Origin of the sequence: Hahella ganghwensis DSM 17046, assembly GCF_000376785.1 — a bacterium.
GTDB classification, from domain to species: domain Bacteria; phylum Pseudomonadota; class Gammaproteobacteria; order Pseudomonadales; family Oleiphilaceae; genus Hahella; species Hahella ganghwensis.
Genome location: NZ_AQXX01000134.1, coordinates 14473 through 34157, shown reverse-complemented (window position 1 = coordinate 34157; position 19685 = coordinate 14473). Strand labels below are relative to the sequence as shown.

Below are 19685 nucleotides of genomic sequence, written 5' to 3'. Positions count from 1 at the left end.
TCATGCATGTTCTAGTGACAGGAGGAACAGGATTTATTGGCCGCATGGTCTGCCGGGCATTACTGGCTGACGGGCACGAGGTGACTGTCTTAAGTCGCAAGTCAGACAAGATTCGCTCAGTTCTGGGAGATAAATTCAGGGGCGTCGAGTCCCTGAATACCAACCTGATTGGCAGCCATGTGGACGCTGCGGTAAACCTTGCCGGCGAACCTATCGCCAATCGACGCTGGTCGAAGCAGCGAAAAGAGCTATTGATTGAAAGCCGACGCGGTATTACTCATCAACTTAATGAATTTTTCACACAACTTCCCACCAAACCTAGCGTTTTAGTATCAGCTTCTGCGGTCGGCTTTTACGGTGACCAAAAAGACAACATAGTTAACGAGAGCACCCCACCTAACCAGGAATTCACCCATGAATTGTGTAGCAACTGGGAAAATGAAGCCCTAAGAGCAGAGGCTCTTGGCATAAGAGTCGCCATACCTAGAATTGGTCTGGTGGTTGGAAAAGGCGGCTTTTTAGACAAGATGCTGCCAGCCTTCAAAATAGGTCTGGGAGGGAAAATGGGATCAGGACGACAGTGGATGCCATGGATTCATATTCAGGATCTGGTCAGCATCATTCTTTACCTGCTCAACCATTCACAATGCAAAGGCCCTTACAATGCCGTTGGCCCCACACCTGTAACAAACGCCGAATTTGCCAAGACACTGGGCTCAGTTTTGCACCGCCCTTCTATCATCCCCATGCCCACCATGGCCATCAACTTGATGTTCGGTGAAATGGGCAGGCTGCTGACCACTGGACAAAAAGCTGTGCCGCAACGTCTCCTCGACGAGGAACACTACACTTTTAAATTTGATACGTTGGAAGATGCACTGAAAGATGTCGTCTGATCTGATTCAGTGAAATCGGCAAGAGCGGGTAGATTGAAATACCCGCCCTTACGCTGACTCCTGATCAAAAATACAGATCAGCAATCTTTAAGCCTGGCCCTCAGATAATGACGAACCATCATCTTGAGTTCATTACGCATGATTTCCTCTTGCTGAGGCTCCATGGTCATGGCCAGTCTCATGATGCCAGAGCAAGTACGGGGAATCATGACACACATTAACCACAACCGCTCTTTATCCATTTCAGGACATAGCGCCTGAACTTTTTCGGAAATCAGTTGGGCATTGTCAAACAGCTCGCCCAAATCCAGCTCCTGCAGTTCAGGCATTGCCTCAACGCCGGACCAGATTTCCTTGTATCCGGGCTCAGAGCGGTAGAATTCGGCATAGGTATCGATCAATTGATCAAAACCATCGTCGAAATTGAGCTGATCGACCAGTTCTTTGAGCACACTGGCAAGCTTCTCCATATGTCGTTCAGCAAGCGCTTTGACGATGGAAGCTTTATTGGGAAAGTAGCGATAAAGAGAGGCCAAGGAAATCTCTGCTCTCCGAGCAATCTCTGAGGTTTTTATTCCCTGAACCCCTACCTCGCTGATTAATTGTGACGCTTCATTTAGGATTAATTCGACTCTTTCGCGACTACGATCCTGTACCGGTGTGCGACGCTGCTCTAAATGCGACAGTGTCTCACCCGGATGACTGGCGGTATAATTCATAATATTGTCATCCATTGGCATTTATACTTTAAGGTTCCGGCAGCATTTGTACACATTATCCGTAACGTCTTTAAGCCCTGTTCGGAGGTTTTATAGGTTGCTGCTCAGGCGATATTATACGGTGCTTTCTGACTTTGTCGCCAGATTCAGACTATTAGCTAAATTACAAATTCTTTAGTTTTCCTCCTTTCTCTTAACAAATCATTCCATTTCAGCCCCGAAACCCTTGCCTGGCAAGGCATAGCTACCGGTAGCATGCGCCACCAGTTCACGATCGGAGCCAGTAAATAAATTCACTTCGCAGAAGGCAAGACGCTTTCCCAGCCTCAAAAGTGTGGCCTTACCGTATAAATCTGCAGGATCCGGCCGGCGCAAAAAATTGATATTGATATTGCTCGTAACGGCCATCTCGGCTTTACCCAGTGCCGCCAGAATAATGGCATACATGGATGCATCCGCCAGCGCCATAATCACCGGGCCTGAAATAGTACCTCCAGGCCGAATCCAGTTGTCATTAAACGGTATCCTGGTCACCGTGTGTTCTGCAGTCACATTTACCACCTGAAACCCGATCAAACCGGCCATGGGGACGCCCTCCCCGATCAGGCTTTCAATTTCCTGTGCCGTCAACTTCATCGACAGTTCCTGCATACTTTCATTTTTTATTGGCCAGCATACTATTTTATTGGTTTGCTTACTGTACGCGCCAACCAATCATTCTTACAATAACGGGCTTGGATTTTGTCGTCTGAGGACAAGTTCAAATTACCTGACAAAATATTCAGGAAATAATTACCGAGATTGCCAGCGCATATATTTTAACGACAGACTTCAGGCGCCGACAATCTCAACGTCAACCGGATATAACAACTCCTGTATACCAGAAGGCCAGATTCTATGCGTGCAAGCCGATATTTGATAGCCACCCTCAAGGAAACCCCTGCAGATGCGGAAGTCATCAGCCATCAGCTAATGCTCAGGGCCGGTATGATCCGTAAACTGGCATCAGGCTTATACACCTGGCTGCCGCTTGGCTTGAAAGTGCTTCGCAAGGTGGAGCGAATCGTTCGCGAGGAAATGGACCGTTCAGGAGCTCAGGAAGTTCTGATGCCTGCCGTACAACCTGCGGAATTATGGCAGGAATCCGGCCGGTGGGAGCAATACGGTAAAGAGCTTCTGCGCATCAAGGATCGCCACGACCGGGACTTTTGTGTCGGACCGACCCATGAGGAAGTGATAACCGACATGGTGCGAAACGAGCTGAAAAGCTACAAAGAGCTGCCGGCCAACTTCTATCAGATTCAGACCAAGTTCCGGGACGAGCGGCGTCCGCGCTTCGGCGTCATGAGGGCTCGGGAATTCCTTATGAAAGACGCATATTCATTCCATATTGATGCTGCTTCACTGGATGAGACCTATCAGGTCATGTATGACACTTATACCCGGATATTTCAGCGCTTCGGACTGGATTTTCGCCCGGTACAGGCTGACAGCGGCAGCATAGGCGGCTCCGCTTCACACGAGTTTCATGTTCTGGCTGACTCAGGTGAAGACTTCATCGCATTCAGTACCGAAAGCGATTTCGCCGCCAACATTGAGATGGCTGAAGCCCTTCCTTCAGCAGCAGAAGCCCCTGCTCCCGGCGGTGAAATGCAGAAAGTTGCCACTCCCAGTCAGAAAACAATCGAGCAGCTGAGCAAATTTCTGAACCTTCCCACAGAAGTTTCTGTGAAAACTCTAATCGTTCAGGGCGAGGCCGAGGAAGGCAAACCCACCCCACTGGTAGCACTGGTTCTCCGTGGAGACCATACGCTGAACGAAATTAAGGCAGAAAAAATTCCCGGCGTGGCAAGCCCACTAACGATGGCAAGCGAAGAAGACATCAAAAATGCACTCGGCTGTACACTCGGCTCAATTGGCCCTGTGAACCTTCCTGTTCGCACCATTGTTGACCGCAGTGCAGCCATACTGGCTGATTTCGTCTGCGGGGCCAATGAAGATGATTTCCACTTTACCCATGTCAACTGGGGCCGCGACTGTGAATTACAGGAAATCGCAGACCTGCGCAATGTGCGGGAAGGTGATCCAAGCCCTGATGGCAAGGGCACGCTGGTCATCAAAAAAGGTATCGAAGTCGGCCACGTCTTCAAACTCGGAGATAAATACAGCAAAGAATTGAACGCAACCGTTCTGGATGAAAATGGTAAGGCCACTGTTATGCAGATGGGCTGCTACGGCATTGGCGTCAGTCGCGTGGTTGCTGCCGCTGTCGAACAGAACCATGATGATAAAGGCATGATACTGCCCTCTGCTCTTGCACCGTTTGAAGTGGTGCTGGTGCCATTGAACATGCACAAATCTGAAGTCGTCAGGGATAAAGCAGAAACGCTTTATGCAGACCTGCAGAAAGCAGGTATCGATGTTCTCCTGGATGACCGCAACGAACGGCCCGGCGTAAAATTTGCCGATATGGAACTGATTGGTATACCTCACCGTGTGGTCATCAGTGATCGCGGGCTCGGCCAGGGTACGGTGGAATACAAGGGCCGCCGTGATACCGACAGCACAGATATCGATGTGGATAATGTACTAGACTTTGTACTGAGCAAGCTTCAATAATCGTAGTACGACAAGAGCAAATAATGAAAGATCTGACCAGGCGTCCGGGAAGGCGCCATTTGATATCTCGGGCACTGGCTCTTTTTCTGATGCTGCTGTTGCCTCTGGCATATGCGCAGGCAAATCAGCAGCAGCCGGATCCAGAACTTCGGAAAACGCTAATAAAAACCGTCAATGAAACAGAGAGTTTCGTCGACCGTTTTGATGCAGAAGTCTGGCTCGTAGATATGTCCACGCGGATGGAAAGATACATCAAAGACCCCAAGGATCGATTGGAGTTTCTCAAACTCGTTCACCTGGAGGCCAGTAGAGCCGACCTCAGTCCAGAACTGGTTCTCTCGGTGATTCATGTTGAGAGCCTTTTCAACCGGTTTGCAATCAGTCGGGTCGGCGCTCAGGGGTTTATGCAGGTTATGCCTTTCTGGAAAGAAGAAATCGGACGTCCTGGTGACAACCTGATGAGTACCAGCACTAACCTTCGGTATGGGTGCACCATCCTCAAGCACTATCTTGATCGAGAGAAAGGCAATCTAATAAGAGCCCTGGCCCGGTATAATGGCAGTCTTGGCAAGACCTGGTATCCGGAAAAGGTCATGAATGCCTGGGAACGCTACTGGTTCGTAAAATACTGACCCCCCAACTTATGACCAAACCAGAAAATCCCTGGCAAACGCTGTCAACCAACCAGGTCTACGACAACCCCTGGATTCGTGTAGAGCATCGCGAAGTTATTGCTCCTACAGGCAAGCCGGGCATATATGGCCTCATTCACATGAAGCACCGGGCTGTCGGCATTATTCCGGTTGACGAGCAGGATCATACCTGGCTCGTTGGCCAATACAGATATGCTACAGACAACTTCAGCTGGGAAATTCCCATGGGCGGAGTTCCCGCCGACGAATGGGTAATCGAGGGAGCCCGAAGGGAACTCAGAGAAGAGACCGGCCTGATCGCCGATGAATTTGAGGAATTACTCCAGGCACATACGAGCAACTGTGTTACGGATGAACAGGGCATTGTCTATATTGCCCGCAAGCTCACCCAGGCGGGCTGGGAGCCCGATGATACCGAACAGCTGACAGTCAGGAGACTTCCTCTGGACGACGCTATCAGCATGGCACTAAACGGTCAGATTACCGACGGATTAAGTCTGGCTGCTCTACTGAAATTAGCATATCTGCGTATCGCAGGAACTGATTCTAAGCCATAGACTGATATTCATGCACCAAGCCTTCCTGCATGTATTATCGATTCTGCAGCATCAGGCTACTTTATATCTTGTCGCCCCTCCCCACCTGACAATGACGCAACGCGTCACCGGGAAAGCCTATGGAACTGATACCCTGGATCATTTCTGCCGTCAGTCTGTTTTTGGGATGCTGGATTCAGACAGCTGCCGGTTTCGGTATGGCAGTGATTGCAGCCCCGATTATGGTACTCATAAACCCTGACTGGGTTCCCGTAACCATAACCGTCACAGCGTTATTTCTCAGTATTATCAACACCTGGAACCAACGACAACATTTGGAAGCCAGCAGGATGCTATCTCCGTTTATTGCACGCCTTCCAGGAACAGCTATTGGAGCATGGCTACTAATACAGTTGAACGTCGCCTGGCTGCAGGTATTTGTATCAGCCTGTGTTATCTCAGCCGTCATTATCAGCATCAAAGGCACACGATTTGAAGCAACTCCGACCCGACTGGGAATTGCCGGTTTTGTCAGCGGAATAACAGGTACGACGACCTCAATCGGCGGTCCGCCAATGGCACTCATCATGCAGCATGATGCCCCGAAAACCGTTAGAGCCAACCTGTCACTCTATTTCACCTACAGCTGCGTCGTGAGTCTGATCAGCTATGCCCTAACCGGTTTGCTGACCAACGAGCTACTCTGGGAAAGCTTGTCTTTTTTGCCATGTGCACTGCTTGGCTTCTATTTCGGTCAGCATTCAAGAGGATTTGTGGATGCAGGGAGATTCCGCCCCATTATGCTCTGGCTATGCTGTATTTCAGGAATTGCTGCCCTCTCTGGCGCCATCTATCGCCTGACATAAAAAAACCAGCCCAAAGGCTGGTTCACCTAGCTGCAATTTGTGCAAACAGAAACTCGATTAATGGGACAAAATCAAATAACTCCCATTAACAATTGATGAGACACTCAGAGCCTTTCCCATCACACGTCACTTCTGCTCTCGCAGCTAATATTTGAGAACCGCTCTGGGTCTTACGAATGTGCAGAGCAACTAAATATTGAGAATATTAATCGGCTCCAATCCGCCCATGTCAGCGGCGTCATCCCGCTTATAGTGCTCCAACTTGTTAAAATCGTACAAATAAGTGTCCGCAAGGTGGGAAGGCAGCACATTCTGCATAGACCGGAACATATTTTCGAGACGTCCTGGGAATCGCTTATCCCAATCCTGCAGCATCATCTTGATATTTTGTCTTTGAAGGTCTTCCTGAGAGCCACAAAGATTACAGGGAATGATGGGGAACTCTCTGATTTGAGCATACCGCTCAATATCCTTTTCACGACAATAAGCCATCGGCCGAATGACAATATTCCGACCATCATCACTCTTCAGCTTGGGAGGCATGGCTTTCATTTTGCCGCCATAGAACATGTTCAGGAAAAGCGTTTCCATGATGTCATCCCGGTGATGGCCCAAGGCGATCTTTGTGCAGCCATGTTCGACTGCAAAATCATAGAGTATTCCACGGCGTAAACGCGAACATAAGCCACAGGTGGTTTTTCCCTCCGGGACTTTATCTTTCACAATGCTATAGGTATCCCGCTCAATGACATAGAACTCAACCCCAATAGACTTGAGATAATCCGGGAGAACATGTTCTGGGAAACCGGGCTGTTTCTGATCCAGGTTAACAGCGATGATTTCAAAACTGATCGGCGCATGTTTCTGCAGATTCAACAGGATATCCAGCATGGCATAAGAGTCTTTACCACCGGACAAGCAGCACATGACTTTGTCACCGTCTTCAATCATATTAAAATCAGCGATCGCACGCCCAACATTCCGGCGTAGCAGTTTCTGAAGCTTGTTACGCTCCAATCGTTCACGCTGACCGATTTCCGACTTCATTGCGGCTGTCATGTATCACACCTTGCATCTACGAGATCTAATTTTCCCGGACAACTTAAATCAAATTGCGCCGGGACTTAAAAAATGGGTGCGCATTATATCGCAAGAAAGGCAATACAACACTACCTTGATCATATTTCAGCCAACCTATTATTGGCATCTGACAGTTCAGTCGAAAGCCGTGATCACAACGACCAGCCAGCAGAAGGCAGCCGCTATCAATCGATAACCGACAGACGCTTACGTCAAACCTCCATAAAACACTACGCCGCATCTGCGCAGGGGATTGGAATATTCATCGACAACCAGCTACCCTGACCACTTGTTTCGACATATAGCCCAGACCGCTTATATTTCAATAATCACCGGTTGAGTGACACCCTGACCAGATATCACGACGTTTATGATCAGTAATATGGCAGATAGCGACTCTTTATTTGAAGAAGCCTGGGAAATCCTGATAGGCAGGCTGAGCAAGGCACTTGAAACTATCCTCGTAGAGCAAGCCCTTTCAATGAGCGAGTACGAGCTGATCAAAAAGCTCAGCGACGAGCCCTATTGCATCTTTGATGAACAGGCACTCAGTGATCAACTGAATCTGTTTCAGACCCATTTTGTCTTGTTTCATGCCTTGTATCTGCTACGAGAGAGCCGTTGGAAGAACCATGGCACCTGGATAGAAATATCCCCCCTCAGTATAGCAGCCAGTTCCAGCCCGCAAGCTTCTGACAATGCTGCCAGGTTACAGGTGGTCGGAAAGGCAGACCCATTGCAGAGTTATTATCTGGATCTCAGCAATCTGACGGATACATCAAGGTCTGATGTCGACAAACTTTTAAACAACTTCTGGGAAGCGTACCTCAATCCCAGCCAGCGACAGAGCGCATTGAAAATCCTGGACTGTGAATCCGATGCAGATTGGCCTACGATAAAGGGTCAATATCGGAAACTGGCCATGGAACATCACCCGGACAGAGGCGGAAATTCTCAGACTTTTACCGCTATCCGGGAGGCGTATGAAATATTGAAGTTGTATCGAAAACAATAACGCCTGGATGAATCAACTGTGAACAAGCAACATTCCCGAACCTCAGGAGCCCGACACCGAACTATTGCAGCAGGCATCGCCAGCTTAGTCGCCTCTCTTTTATTCGCACACAGCAGTAGTTACGCAGACTCTGATGTGCTTCATATTCTGCAATATCACCATATTGATACGAACACCCCAAGGTCCACCTCGACAACCCCCCTGCTTTTTGAAAAGCACCTTATCCATCTGGAAACCGAAGGGTATAAGGTTGTTCGATTGAGTGAAGCCATCGACACAATGAAGCAGGGAGGCAAGTTGCCGGACAAAGCGGTGGCGATCACATTCGACGATGGCTATCGCAGCATTTACGAGAAAGCGCTCCCCATAATTCGCCCCCATGGCTTTCCTTTTACCGTTTTTATCAATCCGGATGCACTGAACTCTGGCTCAAAAGAATTTATCTCATGGGATCAAGCGAAAGAGTTGGCCTCATCAGGCGCTGAGTTCGCCAATCATACCATCGGCCACATTCATATGATCGACAAGAAGCCAGAGGAAAGTAATGCTCAGTGGATACAGAGAATCAGTGAAAACGTAGAGGATGCAGAACAACAAATTCAGCAAAAATTGGGCTACTCACTGAAAATGCTGGCGTACCCTTACGGTGAGTTTGATCGGGAATTAACTCAATTGATAGATCAGCTGGGCTATATCGGTTTTGGCCAGCAGTCGGGTCCAGTGGGCGCTAATTCCGATTGGCAGACCATCCCAAGATTTCCCCTTCCTGACGACTATGGCGACATGAACAGCTTCAAAGAGAAACTGAAAACGCTGCCTCTTTACCCCGTCGATACCCAGCCTACTTCTGTTGTAGTCAGGAACACCAATCCACCGACACTGACTTTCACCCCTTCAGCAGTCTCAGCAAAATTGGTAGCCTGTTACGGCTCAGGACAGGGCAGAATCAACGTCGAACTTGAAGGAAACCTGATTACCGTCACCGGCAATCAGGCATTTAGTTCTCGTCGCTTCCGGTACAACTGCACCGCACCGGCAGGAAATGGATATTTTTATTGGCACTCATTCCCCTGGATTAATCCGGAGATATCCGACTAGAAATCAATCAGCGCTTACCGGCAAGGGAAACATGAATAATGCCCTTGCCGGCATGCTCCATGATAATTGGCTTTTCTTCGATACCTTCCACAACCGTTCTCTTACGCTCATCAAGCTTGGTGGTAAATATCACCAGATACCTGGACTGTGTAGGATCGACCTTGAGATAACCTTCCAGGTAACCGTACCGGAACCAATTCTCAGGCTCGTAAACATAGACAATATCCTGAAGCAGGCGCTGTGGTGAGAAGTTTTCATCCAACACCAATACCGAAGGGTAAAACACTCTGGGATTGGCGTAAGTCCTTAATTCAAGCGTCAGTTCGCCCTCGACGACGGGTAGCTCTAAGATTCGTAGCAGACTGCTGCCAACACCAAACTGGTGACTATAATCTTTCTCATTGATTTCCAGCAGATTGCCTTCTTCGAGATCCAATTCCACTCTGTCATAAGTTTCAAGTGACTCGCAACAATGGTCTAACAACACATCGATTTCCCGCGAGCTTGATTCAAGACCAAGGAGTTTGGTTGCATAGGAATCCGCCTGCTCCGGCACCCTGTTTATGAAAGACTGCTCCTTCGCCACCACTTGAAAATTCTCCGGCTTTACCGGCTGCAGCTGAGCCTGGGTACTTAGCTCCGCGTCTTCGGGGTAAGGTATATTGCGGAAGCGGCCATCAGAATCAATGACAGTATAGAAACGCTGTTGCTTTGCCGGCCGGAAACCGTTTGCCTCAAGCTCCTCTGCATCCACATACTCTTCCCCTTCAAAACGCCTGACACTGGAAAAGCCTTTTACCTCAGTGGTGACCTCGGAAGATGACGTATCTTGTGCTGAAGTAGAATCAGCAAGACCGGAAGCAATTCTTTCTGCCTCGTTCTCTGAGCGAACAGCATTATCACCAGAATCAAGCGCTTCATTTGCTGGCCCTGCATTATTGGCAGCCGCACTTTCCTGGTCAGTCCCCGGCAGTTCCTTGCGATTTTTCTCCAGCTCGCTATCTCTGTCCAATAGCACCTGGTCCGTATCAGCAGTGATCAGCTTATCCCGGTCAGTTGATTCAACCTGCTTAACTTCGACTTCCTTTTTCTCACTCGCTTTATCCCTGTGCTTTTCAGGGACAGTTTTCTCTGAAGCAGGATCTGAGATCAAGGTATGACGAACTTCGCCATTTTCATCAACCCAGGTGTAATAGCGATCAGCCTGAGCCAGGGGTATCGCCAGTATTAACATCAACGCCAGTGTCAGTCGAAACAGTCTATTCATGTTAGAATTGAGTCCGGAACGAAAAACCAAAAGTGATAACTTTCAGATTGGTTTCCACATCTGTACCCGCATAAGGGTTATAGGCAATATTCTGAATGTCTGTCGCATTGACATTATCACTGGTCCCGGCAGGGATAAACTCCCTACTTCTGAGATAACTCAGATGAAAATCCAGAACGGTATCCCGATCCCACTGATAACTCAGACCGGTACCATACCTGACAGTATCATTCAGGGGGTTTAAAGAATCTCGACGATTGTCCTGGATAGGCGAATTACGAAACTCGACCCCCAGCCGTAAATCCAGTCGACTGGTAATGTGCTGCTCAAGCCCAAATCCCCAGTTCCAGACATCTTCATATTCCAGAGGAATCTTCAGAGTGTTGGTGGTCGCGTTGGTACTCAGCAATCTGGCCGCTCCAAGGAACTCGAGATCACGGTCAAACTTCAGCAGAAATGCATCCCACTCACTATAGTCAGTCCAGCCAACATCAACATTCAAGGTCAACAGGTGGTTCAACTTAACGCTAACCCCTGTTTGGAAGTGCTGAGGATGCGTCAAGTCGATGGACAGGTTTCCATATTCCCGTGGAACCCCTGAAGGCAGACTGAAAATACCGGAAGTAATTGCACCAATCACCGAGCCATTGAATCCCTGCCAGAAGCCAGCCCAATCATCTGTGTAGCGAAGGTCATAGGTGCCCTTCATCTGCATATCTGCTTCACTCTGATAACTGGCGCCCCAGGCGAACCAGTCTGTGGGCTCCCACAGCACACCGACATGGTACTTGGGAGAGACGGTTTCCTGAACTTGAATGCTCAAGCCACCAATGTCATCCCAAGGCCCGATATTACCGCCACAGACATTCAGGAATGGCCCTAGAGAAACCCCTCCAGACTCACAGTCAAATGCTTCCTGAACCTGCTCAGCGAAACCAAGCAACAGATTAGGAGCCCTCAGATAGGTGTCCATGGCCAAAGCCTGGTGAGAGAACATAATGCCCGCCCCCACCGACCATTCATCATTGATTTCATACCCGAAGGAAGGAGACAGGTAAGTAAATCTCTGCAATGCCAGAGATTTACCCAGATAGCGTGCCGGATCGTCCTTCTTTCGGTAATACCCCACCACGTCAGGGCCGTAGATGAAGTTACCGAAAGTGAACTTTGATCCGGGCGGGTTAATGGTGAATCCGACTGACGGTAACAATCCCGGACCTTTCGGTAATCTTTGCAGGCCATACCCCGGCACGTATAGAGCCAACGTTCCTGTCCGGCTGCGCGCCACCGTATCACCGTTAAAAATGGGATCGTTTTCTACACCGTCTATGTTAAAAACAGAGTAATCATCTGGCGCATAAAAATCTGTTTGGAAGTTAAAAACAATATTAGTAACGCCGATTTCAAACTGGCGCCCTTTCAGTTTGGCTAAACCGGCCGGATTGTAATGGATAGATGCCACCCCCGGAGGGTCTGCGGTCACCGCATTCCCCAAGGCAATAGCCTTGGAGTCGATTATCAGGTTCTGTGAAAGCTGCCCCCACGATTGACCGCTCCAAACGGCCAGCGCGCACGCCCATCCCAGAAACTTGAGTTGTCTGCTTGCTGACGAAGTCATCATAACCCCATTGTTGTTCCAGGATGATTTTATTCTTCTTTGAGACCGGCAATGTTGATCGGTATAGAGACTCCCATGGTCACATCGGGGGAATCCTCAGTGAGCCCGAAGCCAACAGAGGTATTGATGATCTTGGTGTCGCTGACGCGAATCCCCAGCGCAAAACTCATTAGGCTGCTGACCTGATCCTGCACAACCGATTCGATACCACCCCGAAACCTTAAGACGGTTTCATCCGAATAACTGAATTGAGACGAAACACTTAGCGACACATCATAGGAAAGCGCATACGAAAAACCAGCAGAGAGAGATAAAGAGTTTGCCGGCTCAACTTCTGTTAGGACAGTGCCTCCACGTACCTGATTCAGCTCTTCCTCCTTGATGGGATAACTGAAACTAAGCGAACTGAACACGATGACCGGGTCCAGTACCTTTGAAAAGCTACCCCCCACACTGAAGGAATAATATCCACTGCCTGTAGACAACTGACGATTAACATCAATTTCGTATGGACTCACCCCTGTTTTGGATTTAAAGGTTCCGAATATTGTGTAGGAAGGTTTTCCCGGAACATACGCAAAAGGCTGCCAGCGGGTGGTGAAAGAAATATCCCCAAATTCAGTGGCGGATTTTTCATCCTGGGTATCGTACTTGGCCACTAAGGGTACTCGTGTCGACAGCGTCAGGTTATCCAGCAATCCGTAATCAAAAGAAAAGGAGTTGGTAAATGTGTGCTGGGCAGAAGGTGTGATATCAAAATTCCTGAAGCGCCCCTCAACTACGTCGATATCCAGACGCTGATCACCAAAGTAGCTGTAATCAAAGCCATAGGTCAGTGACATTTTCCCTTTTTTCAAAAGAGAATAGTTTTTTTCAGCCGCCTGAAACACTTCTTCAAGTTGCTTGGCTGAATCGGCATCTTCGTCTTGTTTGGTCAATGCTTCGCGGGCTTTATCTACACTGCTCTCTTCAGCGGCATTAGTGTAATAAGCACTTGATAGTGTCAGCGCAAAACATATGCTGGATACAACCCAACGCTTCATCAGCTATCCCTTATTCTTCTTTAAATCCGGTTAGTTGCGCTTGTAGTGCAACCTTTTTGTTGTATTGTTTACGCTGCCATCTGCATTATTCTTGAGTGACTCGAGCGTATTCTGAATTCGAAACTGCAGAGCTTCATGAAATACAGGAAACTCACGATAAGCATTCAGTGTAAAAGTCTGCTCATCCACGAACCTCATGTCTTCTTCCCGCAGTTCGAGACCATCCACCGGTTTCGCATTTCCGGGAAAGACAATAAAAAGAACGTTCTGATCCCAGTGCTCTTTAAACAACTCTATTGTGAAAGTGGTATTCCCCAACGAGGGATCTGCGATAAAGACGCGACCTTCTCGAACCGCCCTCACCACGACAAAATGTTTAAAGCCGCCATAACGTATCGGGACAATAGCCGGGTGGTCAAGCTCCTTGAGGTCTTCTATCTCTGCTCTGAATCCCCCAGACGGAAACCCAAGCGCCGTCACCAGCCGTTTGAAGTCGAGCATGGAAAAACCTCTCCGCTCAACGATTCTTTCCGCGTCACCGTAATGAAGTAAGCCTTCCATAATCTGGCGCTCTTCAAACGTCCTTCCCAGATAGTGTTCCAGGACTGTCGTTAATGCTGCAGAACCACAACTGTAGTCATAAGCCTGCGTAGTGATGTTTCTGAATCTCTGCTCTTTAGCCGGTTCTACCAACGTGTCATATCGTACAAATGTACGCTCATCTCTGCCGGTCAATATGGATTCCTGATAGACAACCACGCCCTTCTTAAAAGGCTCTGTGATAGTTGCCTCTTCTGCCATATGAAATGTCAGCAGTGATCCAGCAAGGATAAGTAACATCGATGATTAACCTGTTCGTCCTACAAGCAAACAAAAAGCCACGTAACTGTTTGTAAACTAAAGATACAGTATTTGAATATCAGGTAAAGATAACCAGTACACAATTCTTTGCAAGCCGAAAGCCACACAAGCTCAATCAAACAAACGAATGTGAGCCAGTGCAAATTTGCCACTAATTATTAGCTTCTTATTAACCCAAACCAGCGCCTACACTTTTTTCGGCACAAAAAAAAGGTCCAAACAGCGTTTGGACCTTTTCCGAAGGATTTAACCTATCGTACTAGAGCTTTTCGATTTCAGCCCTGTTCTGCAATGATAAATCAAAATATTCGAAATCCTGAGACCCCTGGCGATTGGCGAGGAAAGACTTATAAGTCTTTTTCTCTGTATCGTTGAGCTCTTCGGCGCCATCTTCGACAGCTTTCAGAGCAATCACAACGAAACCACCCTCGGTTTCAAACTTATCGACAACAGCATCAGCCCCTGGAGCAGGCATTTTGAAGGCAAACTTCGCCGCCTCTCCGTGAGCAGGATTACCCCGACGCACAGCTTCTGCAGAGGTCCAACCTTCACCGGAAGTGTCACCGTTATTGGCCGCTGCAAGAACCTGCTCGACATCTGCTGTCAGCTGCTCTTTCGCTTTCTCAAGTGCAAGTTTTTCAGCAATCGAGGAAGAAACCTCTTCCAGTGGCTGAATCATAGAAGGGATAAGCTCATTTTTACGAATAACCACAAGCGTATCCCGACCAATCTCCACCACTTCACTGTTGTGTTCATTTTTCAGGACGTCGTCTGAAAAAGCCTGCAGCAATATAGCCGGGTTGGAGAAAATACCCTCACCGCCATCACGGGCAAACGGCTCACTGGTCTGAATTTCCAGCCCAAGCTCCTCCGCAGGTCCTTGCAAATCCTGAGCGCTGTACGTGATATCAGTCAACTCAGTCGACAAATCCACAAAGCGAGATTCAGCCTTATCACTTTGCAGTTGGGAGAGAATCCTATCTCTTGCTTCTTCTAGCGTTGGAGGTTCCTGAGTGGAGATATCAGTCAATTTGATAATGTGGTAGCCATATTCTGTTTTAATAGGCTCTGAGATCTCGTCTTTTTGCAAAGCAAAAAGTGCATTTTCAAACTCAGGCACAAACGCCCCTTTGCCCGCAAAACCAAGGTCACCACCTTCCTGGGCTGAACCAAGATCGTCAGAAACATCCTTAGCCACTTCAGCAAAGTCTTCTCCTGCGGCTAGACGCTCCGCTACTGCATTGATTTTTTCCAATGCCTGCTCTTCGGATACAGAGTCAGATATTTCGACCAGGATATGTGATCCACGACGCTGCTCCTGAGCTTCAAACCCACCAACTTCTTCATCGTAGGCTTGCTGGATTTCTTCGTCGGTCACTTCGATATCCTGAGCAAGATCGTCTTTTTTTACTTCAATAAAGTTGACAACCAAACGCTCAGGTAAACGATAGTCTTCCTGATTCTCCTGATAAAATGCCTCGATCTCAGCGTCAGATACCTCGACGCCTTCAGCAATTGTTTCGGCGTCAAGAACCTTATAATCAAACGTTCTTTTTTGCCTTTCTATTTTCAGAAGAGCCAACAATTCTTCATCAATAACAAATGAGGACTGTGCGACAGCCATTCTCATTTGATTAATAATCAAGTCTTTTTTCAGTTGCTCACGGAATTCCAGCGGCGGCATGCCGATATTTCTTAACACTGCCAGGAATTGATCACGACTGAACTTTCCGTCAACCTGAGCAGGAGGCCACTGCAAAATAAAATTATCTATAGTAGCATCAGAAATCGCCATATCCTTGCCAAGTGCTTCCTGCAAGCGCACTTCCCTGCTGATCAGATCTGTCATGGTAGCGCTTCTGATAGCGCCCTCATCGATCAAACTGGGATCATAGTTTTCACCCATCTGATTAATGGCCTGACGTCTTCTCAGCTCTAACTGACGCTGAAATTCAACCTCGGTAATGGATTCACCGTTGACACTAGCGACTTCGGGCTCACCACTCAGCCCACCTACGATAGATTCAACCCCAAAAAGTGCAAATGTCAGGACAATCAGTCCCACAATAATTTTGGCGATAGTTCCCTGAGCATTATCGCGAATGTTCTGAAGCATGCGCCCCTCTTAATTCCTGCACATCAAATCAATCATTATTATTTCTAACTGATCAGAGCATAACTTCAGGTAACTATATTCAGGCAACTTACGTCACCTCACCTGCACAACCACTACTGATCGATTGAGAAACCACTAAGTACAAAATATGAAAAAAGGCGCTCAAAGGCGCCTTGGATCCTGGCGGAGCGGACGGGACTCGAACCCGCGACCCCCGGCGTGACAGGCCGGTATTCTAACCAGCTGAACTACCGCTCCCTAATGCGCGATAGACCTTGAGGTCTACCGACTAGTTAACTGCATCTTTCAGAGCTTTACCTGCTTTAAAGCTGGGAACTTTGGCGGCAGCAATATTAATGGTATCGCCTGTTTGTGGGTTACGACCAGTACGGGCAGCGCGCTCTTTGACAGAAAACGTACCAAAACCGATCAAGGTAACCTGTTCACCTTTTTTTAATGCATCAGTAACTGATTCAACGACAGCATCAAGTGCACGGCCAGCAGCCGCTTTAGAGATGTCTGCAGATGCAGCAACAGCATCAATCAATTCCGATTTATTCACACTAAACCCCTTAAGATAATTATGAATTGATTAATTGACTGGTGATGAAGGAATACAGGTGTAACTACACACAAAAATAAAACCATTGTGCGAGCACATCCCTTTTTTCTTCTTCTATCTTATATGACCGGCAGCCCTTACGGGGCGCTGCCTGACAACGCGATCATTTATACCAACAGCAACAAAACCGTGTCAAGCGCGATCTCACGCTAGTGGGTATTTATACGATCTGAGTTGTCCGAAGACTCACCACCTTTCTTCACCGAACGTTTCCCCTTTGTGGGCAAACTTTCTTTTGCACTTCCAGCCTGTAATCCTACCTCACCGGCGAGTGCATTTCTCCAAACCTCGTCTATCCATGTGACAGGCAAGATTTCAAGATCGTTTTTAATGTTATCAGGAATTTCCTTTAAGTCCCTGACATTCTCCTGAGGGATAATAACTCGCTTGATCCCTCCTCTGTGGGCTGCCAGCAGTTTCTCTTTCAAACCGCCAATAGCCAACACCTCTCCACGTAATGTAATTTCCCCCGTCATAGCCACATCGGCACGAACAGGTACATTCGTCAGACTGGAAACCAGTGCCGTACACATACCAATCCCTGCACTAGGCCCGTCTTTCGGCGTCGCGCCTTCGGGAACGTGTACGTGAATATCATTCTTCTCGTGAAAATCCGGGTTAATCCCCAGATTATCAGCTCTACCCCGAACCACTGTCAGGGCCGCCTGGATTGACTCCTGCATGACATCACCCAGAGAACCGGTCTTAACGACCTTACCTTTACCAGGAACCGATGTACATTCAATTGTCAGTAGTTCACCACCAACCTGCGTCCAGGCAAGTCCGGTAACCTGACCAACCCGATCCTGCTCGGAAGCCTTACCGTAACTGAACTTGCGTACACCAAGGTAGTTCTCCAGCGTGGAACTTTCAACCTCTATTGTGGCTTTTGAGGAATCTTTTTCCAGAATGCTCTCTTTTACCACCTTCCGGCACACCTTCGCAATCTCTCTCTCGAGACCACGAACACCTGCTTCCTTGGTGTAGTAACGGATAATAGTTCTGACCGCATCCTCTTCAAGAGACATCTCATTCTTGCGCAGCCCATTATTCTTCATCTGCTTTGGAATCAGATACTTGGCTGCTATATTGACCTTCTCATCTTCCGTGTATCCGGGGATACGAATGATTTCCATCCTGTCCATAAGTGCAGGCGGAATATTCATGGTGTTCGAGGTACAAACAAACATGATTTCAGAAAGGTCATAATCCACTTCAAGATAATGATCATTGAAGGTGTGATTTTGTTCTGGATCAAGTACTTCCAATAATGCTGAAGCAGGATCACCACGATGGTCCATTCCCATCTTATCTATTTCGTCAAAGAGAAACAGCGGGTTCTTAACCTCAACTTTTGCCAGCTTCTGAATCAACTTACCAGGCAATGAGCCGATGTAGGTTCTTCTGTGACCACGAATCTCTGCTTCATCCCTCACCCCGCCAAGCGCCATACGGACATACTTGCGGTTAGTGGCTTTGGCTATTGACTGCCCCAGAGAGGTCTTACCGACACCAGGAGGCCCCACCAGACAAAGCACAGGCCCTTTCATCTTCTTCACTCGGCTTTGTACCGCCAAGTGCTCAAGAATGCGCTCTTTGACCTCCTCAAGCCCATAGTGGTCCTCATTCAGGATCTTCCTGGCTGCCTGTAGATCGTGCTTCACACGACTGCGCTTTTTCCAGGGAATGCTGACCATCCAGTCGATGTAGCTACGCACAACCGTCGCCTCAGCTGACATTGGCGACATCATCTTCAGCTTGGACAATTCAGACTCAGCTTTTTTCCGAGCCTCTTCCGGCATGCCCGCTTCCTTGATCTTGCGCTCAAGCATTTCAACTTCGTTAGCGCCTTCTCCAAGGTCTCCCATTTCCTTCTGAATAGCTTTCATCTGCTCATTCAGATAGTACTCACGCTGACTTTTTTCCATCTGCTTCTTCACGCGGCCGCGAATCCGCTGCTCTACCTGAAGAATATCTATCTCGTTTTCCAGTCGTTGCATAAGCGCTTCTACGCGCTCTTTGACATCCAGAACCTCCAGCAACTCCTGCTTAGTTTCAAGCTTAAGCTCTAGATGGGCTGAAATGGTATCGGCCAAACGGCCTGCTTCTGTGATATTTCCCAATGATTCGGAAAGCTCGCTGGGAATCTTCTTACTCAGCTTGACATACTGTTCGAACTGAGAAAGCAGAGATCGCGCCAAAGCGTCAGACCCACCTGCGACCTGATCATCCTCCCGAATGGGCGTAATACGGGCCCGATGGTAGCCTGAAGTTTCTATATGCTCGATCTTGGCTCTGTAATTACCCTCGACCAGCACTTTAACCGTGCCATCAGGCAATTTGAGCATTTGCAGGATCGTGGAAACAGTACCCACGGTGTACATTGCATCCTGCTCTGGATCTTCATCAGCGGGATCTTTCTGCGCCACCAGAAGAATCTCTTTGCTCGACCCAGTCGCCTGCTCCAATGCCTCTATTGATTTTGCCCGCCCTACGAACAACGGGATGACCATATGCGGGAACACCACCACATCCCGTAGCGGCAGCAGGGGAATTTCTGAAACCACAGAAGGTTCTGACATAAAACACCTCAGACTGAATCGACGAAACAAAAGTAACGTCTAATACATATACATTCTACTAAACAGCAACATGGGGACAATGGCCACAAATTAC

General features: G+C 48.2%; 18 protein-coding genes and 1 tRNA gene. 8 read left to right on the top strand and 11 right to left on the bottom strand.

Going from position 1 to position 19685, the window contains the following annotated elements; genetic code table 11:
- Positions 1-2: 2 nt before the first annotated feature.
- Positions 3-896, top strand: a complete 894-nt coding sequence (locus F566_RS0123130; RefSeq protein ID WP_020409410.1) for a TIGR01777 family oxidoreductase — start codon at positions 3-5, stop codon at positions 894-896.
- A 77-nt stretch (positions 897-973) separates the two neighbouring features.
- Here the strand turns inward: F566_RS0123130 and F566_RS0123125 are convergent, their stop codons facing one another.
- Both F566_RS0123125 and F566_RS0123120 read right to left on the bottom strand, forming a co-directional pair.
- Positions 974-1615 (bottom strand): TetR/AcrR family transcriptional regulator, encoded by a 642-nt coding sequence (locus F566_RS0123125; protein WP_033416781.1) that lies wholly within the window; start codon positions 1613-1615, stop codon positions 974-976.
- Between the two features lie 201 nt (positions 1616-1816).
- Positions 1817-2251 carry a PaaI family thioesterase gene (locus tag F566_RS0123120; RefSeq protein WP_020409408.1) on the bottom strand — a complete coding sequence of 145 codons (435 nt, stop codon included), beginning with the start codon at positions 2249-2251 and terminating at the stop codon, positions 1817-1819.
- Between the two features lie 261 nt (positions 2252-2512).
- Here F566_RS0123120 and F566_RS0123115 point away from each other — a divergent pair, with 261 nt between their 5' ends.
- The 4 genes from F566_RS0123115 (at position 2513) to F566_RS0123100 (ending at position 6289) form a co-directional block, all read left to right on the top strand.
- Positions 2513-4234: a proline--tRNA ligase gene (locus tag F566_RS0123115; RefSeq protein ID WP_020409407.1), complete on the top strand. Its 1722-nt coding sequence runs from the start codon at positions 2513-2515 to the stop codon at positions 4232-4234.
- Between the two features lie 23 nt (positions 4235-4257).
- Positions 4258-4866 (top strand): lytic transglycosylase domain-containing protein, encoded by a 609-nt coding sequence (locus F566_RS0123110; protein WP_020409406.1) that lies wholly within the window; start codon positions 4258-4260, stop codon positions 4864-4866.
- A gap of 11 nt (positions 4867-4877) precedes the next feature.
- Positions 4878-5444, top strand: coding sequence for an NUDIX domain-containing protein (locus F566_RS0123105; protein ID WP_020409405.1), 567 nt, complete (start codon positions 4878-4880; stop codon positions 5442-5444).
- A 119-nt stretch (positions 5445-5563) separates the two neighbouring features.
- Complete coding sequence (locus F566_RS0123100; RefSeq protein ID WP_020409404.1) at positions 5564-6289, top strand: sulfite exporter TauE/SafE family protein; 726 nt, start codon at positions 5564-5566, stop codon at positions 6287-6289.
- A gap of 189 nt (positions 6290-6478) precedes the next feature.
- Here F566_RS0123100 and ttcA read toward each other — a convergent pair whose 3' ends face one another.
- Entirely contained in the window at positions 6479-7348 is an 870-nt protein-coding gene (gene ttcA, locus F566_RS0123095) for a tRNA 2-thiocytidine(32) synthetase TtcA (protein ID WP_020409403.1), read from the bottom strand.
- A gap of 72 nt (positions 7349-7420) precedes the next feature.
- Here ttcA and F566_RS0123090 point away from each other — a divergent pair, with 72 nt between their 5' ends.
- From F566_RS0123090 to F566_RS0123080, 3 genes are all read left to right on the top strand, one after another.
- Positions 7421-7654: a hypothetical protein gene (locus tag F566_RS0123090; protein ID WP_020409402.1), complete on the top strand. Its 234-nt coding sequence runs from the start codon at positions 7421-7423 to the stop codon at positions 7652-7654.
- A 97-nt stretch (positions 7655-7751) separates the two neighbouring features.
- Positions 7752-8384, top strand: a complete 633-nt coding sequence (locus F566_RS33800) for a DNA-J related domain-containing protein (RefSeq protein ID WP_169334460.1) — start codon at positions 7752-7754, stop codon at positions 8382-8384.
- 18 nt (positions 8385-8402) lie between these two features.
- Entirely contained in the window at positions 8403-9482 is a 1080-nt protein-coding gene (locus tag F566_RS0123080; protein WP_020409400.1) for a polysaccharide deacetylase family protein, read from the top strand.
- A 7-nt stretch (positions 9483-9489) separates the two neighbouring features.
- On the opposite strand, the gene F566_RS0123075 is transcribed toward F566_RS0123080, so the two are convergent.
- From F566_RS0123075 to lon, 8 genes are all read right to left on the bottom strand, one after another.
- The gene (locus tag F566_RS0123075) at positions 9490-10749 is read right to left on the bottom strand and encodes a MalM family protein (protein WP_020409399.1); all 1260 of its coding nucleotides are present in this window, start codon (positions 10747-10749) and stop codon (positions 9490-9492) included.
- A 1-nt stretch (position 10750) separates the two neighbouring features.
- Positions 10751-12370 carry an OmpP1/FadL family transporter gene (locus F566_RS0123070; RefSeq protein WP_020409398.1) on the bottom strand — a complete coding sequence of 540 codons (1620 nt, stop codon included), beginning with the start codon at positions 12368-12370 and terminating at the stop codon, positions 10751-10753.
- A 26-nt stretch (positions 12371-12396) separates the two neighbouring features.
- On the bottom strand, positions 12397-13410 hold the full coding sequence (locus F566_RS0123065) for a pilus assembly protein FilC (RefSeq protein WP_020409397.1): 1014 nt from the start codon (positions 13408-13410) through the stop codon (positions 12397-12399).
- Between the two features lie 30 nt (positions 13411-13440).
- Positions 13441-14250 carry a C39 family peptidase gene (locus F566_RS0123060; RefSeq protein WP_020409396.1) on the bottom strand — a complete coding sequence of 270 codons (810 nt, stop codon included), beginning with the start codon at positions 14248-14250 and terminating at the stop codon, positions 13441-13443.
- Positions 14251-14530: 280 nt separating this feature from the next.
- Positions 14531-16387: a SurA N-terminal domain-containing protein gene (locus F566_RS0123055; protein WP_020409395.1), complete on the bottom strand. Its 1857-nt coding sequence runs from the start codon at positions 16385-16387 to the stop codon at positions 14531-14533.
- A 181-nt stretch (positions 16388-16568) separates the two neighbouring features.
- Positions 16569-16645 (bottom strand) — tRNA-Asp (locus tag F566_RS0123050).
- Between the two features lie 31 nt (positions 16646-16676).
- Complete coding sequence (gene hupB, locus F566_RS0123045; protein ID WP_020409394.1) at positions 16677-16949, bottom strand: nucleoid-associated protein HU-beta; 273 nt, start codon at positions 16947-16949, stop codon at positions 16677-16679.
- 209 nt (positions 16950-17158) lie between these two features.
- Complete coding sequence (gene lon / locus F566_RS0123040) at positions 17159-19591, bottom strand: endopeptidase La (RefSeq protein ID WP_020409393.1); 2433 nt, start codon at positions 19589-19591, stop codon at positions 17159-17161.
- Positions 19592-19685 lie beyond the last annotated feature (94 nt).

Coding starts and splice junctions, on each gene's coding strand:
- F566_RS0123060 (WP_020409396.1), bottom strand. CDS start 14,250: ATGTTACTTATCCTTGCTGGATCACTGCTGACATTTCATATGGCAGAA.
- F566_RS0123115 (WP_020409407.1), top strand. CDS start 2,513: ATGCGTGCAAGCCGATATTTGATAGCCACCCTCAAGGAAACCCCTGCA.
- F566_RS0123075 (WP_020409399.1), bottom strand. CDS start 10,749: ATGAATAGACTGTTTCGACTGACACTGGCGTTGATGTTAATACTGGCG.
- ttcA (WP_020409403.1), bottom strand. CDS start 7,348: ATGACAGCCGCAATGAAGTCGGAAATCGGTCAGCGTGAACGATTGGAG.
- F566_RS0123070 (WP_020409398.1), bottom strand. CDS start 12,370: ATGATGACTTCGTCAGCAAGCAGACAACTCAAGTTTCTGGGATGGGCG.
- F566_RS0123130 (WP_020409410.1), top strand. CDS start 3: ATGCATGTTCTAGTGACAGGAGGAACAGGATTTATTGGCCGCATGGTC.
- lon (WP_020409393.1), bottom strand. CDS start 19,591: ATGTCAGAACCTTCTGTGGTTTCAGAAATTCCCCTGCTGCCGCTACGG.
- F566_RS0123090 (WP_020409402.1), top strand. CDS start 7,421: ATGGGTGCGCATTATATCGCAAGAAAGGCAATACAACACTACCTTGAT.
- F566_RS33800 (WP_169334460.1), top strand. CDS start 7,752: ATGGCAGATAGCGACTCTTTATTTGAAGAAGCCTGGGAAATCCTGATA.
- F566_RS0123055 (WP_020409395.1), bottom strand. CDS start 16,387: ATGCTTCAGAACATTCGCGATAATGCTCAGGGAACTATCGCCAAAATT.
- F566_RS0123105 (WP_020409405.1), top strand. CDS start 4,878: ATGACCAAACCAGAAAATCCCTGGCAAACGCTGTCAACCAACCAGGTC.
- F566_RS0123065 (WP_020409397.1), bottom strand. CDS start 13,410: ATGAAGCGTTGGGTTGTATCCAGCATATGTTTTGCGCTGACACTATCA.
- F566_RS0123100 (WP_020409404.1), top strand. CDS start 5,564: ATGGAACTGATACCCTGGATCATTTCTGCCGTCAGTCTGTTTTTGGGA.
- F566_RS0123125 (WP_033416781.1), bottom strand. CDS start 1,615: ATGAATTATACCGCCAGTCATCCGGGTGAGACACTGTCGCATTTAGAG.
- F566_RS0123120 (WP_020409408.1), bottom strand. CDS start 2,251: ATGAAGTTGACGGCACAGGAAATTGAAAGCCTGATCGGGGAGGGCGTC.
- F566_RS0123110 (WP_020409406.1), top strand. CDS start 4,258: ATGAAAGATCTGACCAGGCGTCCGGGAAGGCGCCATTTGATATCTCGG.